Below are 1,860 nucleotides of genomic sequence, written 5' to 3' on the forward strand. Positions count from 1 at the left end.
CGGGGGGCTGGCGCATGTCCGTGAGCGTGGCCGCGAGGGAGGCTCACGCACGTCCGTGAGCGCGGTTGCGGACGGTGCGCGCTGTCGTCGCAGGTGCCGGGCCGGCGTGCGGTCCCGTCTCCGGCGCGACCACTCCCCCGGCGTCCCTCGTGAGCGCTCCGCATGTCCGGCCCCGTGCGCCGTACCCGCTGGTGGCAGACTGCCGCGCGTGAGTGCCCTCATGTTGATCGCCGTTCTGTCCCTCGCGTCCTGGGTGTGGATGCTGCTCGCCCAGGGCTTCTTCTGGCGCACCGACGTCCGGTTGCCGAGGACCGCCGCCGTACCGGAGCGGTGGCCCTCGGTCGCGATCGTGGTGCCCGCGCGGGACGAGGCGGAGGTGCTGCCGCTGAGCCTGCCCTCGCTGCTCGCGCAGGAGTACCCGGGGCGCGCGGAGGTCGTGCTCGTGGACGACGGCAGTACGGACGGGACGGGCGAGCTGGCACGCGAGTTGGGGCGGCGCCCGGGAGCGCTGCCGCTGCGGGTGGTCTCGCCGGGCGAACCGCCGCACGGGTGGACGGGGAAGCTGTGGGCGGTGCGGCACGGCATCGCGCTCGCCCGCGAGAACGATCCCGGCTTCCTGCTCCTCACCGACGCGGACATCGCGCACGCGCCGGACAGCCTGCGCGGGCTCGTGGCGGCGGCGGAGGGCGCGGGGCTCGACATGGTGTCGCAGATGGCCCGGCTGCGGGTGGCCAGCGTGTGGGAGCGGATGGTGGTCCCGGCGTTCGTCTACTTCTTCTCGCAGCTCTACCCCTTCCGCAGGGTCAACAAGACCGCGTCGCGCACCGCGGCGGCTGCGGGCGGCTGCGTGCTCCTGCGGACGCGCACGGCCGAGGCGGCCGGTGTCCCCGACGCGATCCGGCAGTCGGTCATCGACGACGTCGCCCTGTCCCGCGCGGTCAAGGGCGCGGGCGGCCGGATCTGGCTCGGCCTCGCGGAGCACGTCGACAGCATCCGGCCCTACCCGGCGCTGGGGGACCTGTGGCGGATGGTCTCGCGCAGCGCGTACGCGCAGTTGCGGCACAACCCGCTGGTCCTGCTCGGCACGGTGCTCGGTCTCGCGCTCGTCTACCTCGTGCCGCCCCTCGCGCTGGTGGCGGGGTTGCTCGCGGGTCACGCGGGGTGGGCGCTCGCGGGCGGGCTCGCGTGGCTCGTGATGACGGGCACGTACCTGCCGATGCTGCGCTACTACCGGCAGCCGTGGTGGCTCGCCCCGCTGCTTCCGGTGACGGCCTTCCTCTACCTCCTGATGACGGTGGACTCGGCGGTGCGGCACTACCGGGGGCGCGGCGCGGAGTGGAAGGGCAGGACCTACGCGGCACCGGAGGCGGTGGAGGCCGGGGAGGGCTGAACTCCCGCCCCTCGCGGGGAAGTCGGGCCCCGCGCGGGTCAGTCGGCCCGTGCGCGGGCGGGGGCCGGGGCGCGGGCGGGGCCCGCAGTGGTTCCGGCGGAAGCCCCGGCTCGCCGGAAGAACTCCGGGTAACCCCCCGGGAACATGCAATTCACGTTAAATTTCGGCAATCTGATGACCGTTTTGGTCACCTTCGATCGCTTTGCGGGCGGGGACCCGACAGGGACGCACAAAACAACCGTCTTATCGGTCTCCCCAACCAGCACATCGTGGGCTTAACTTATGTGCCATGACCTCCCCCCGCCCCACTTACGGCAGCGGCTACTATTCCGCGCCGTCCTTCCCGGACACTCCGATCTACGACTCGCTCGTAGCGGAGCGGGGCACACCGCAGATCGCGCCGATCCGGGTGCCGTCCCTGTACGAGCCGAGCGGGAGTTCCCTGCCCGCGCTCCCCCCGGCGCTGCCCG

General features: G+C 73.1%; 2 protein-coding genes. Both read left to right on the forward strand.

The window, feature by feature from the left end; all coding sequences use genetic code 11:
- Nucleotides 1-220 precede the first annotated feature (220 nt).
- On the forward strand, nucleotides 221-1,390 hold the full coding sequence (locus tag SSBG_RS00485; protein ID WP_037868579.1) for a glycosyltransferase: 1,170 nt from the start codon (nucleotides 221-223) through the stop codon (nucleotides 1,388-1,390).
- Between the two features lie 289 nt (nucleotides 1,391-1,679).
- A partial coding sequence (locus SSBG_RS30465; protein ID WP_324603480.1) for a DUF6643 family protein occupies nucleotides 1,680-1,860 on the forward strand: 181 nt, incomplete at its 3' end.

Source organism: Streptomyces sp. SPB074 (genome assembly GCF_000154905.1).
Classification (GTDB): Bacteria; Actinomycetota; Actinomycetes; order Streptomycetales; family Streptomycetaceae; genus Streptomyces.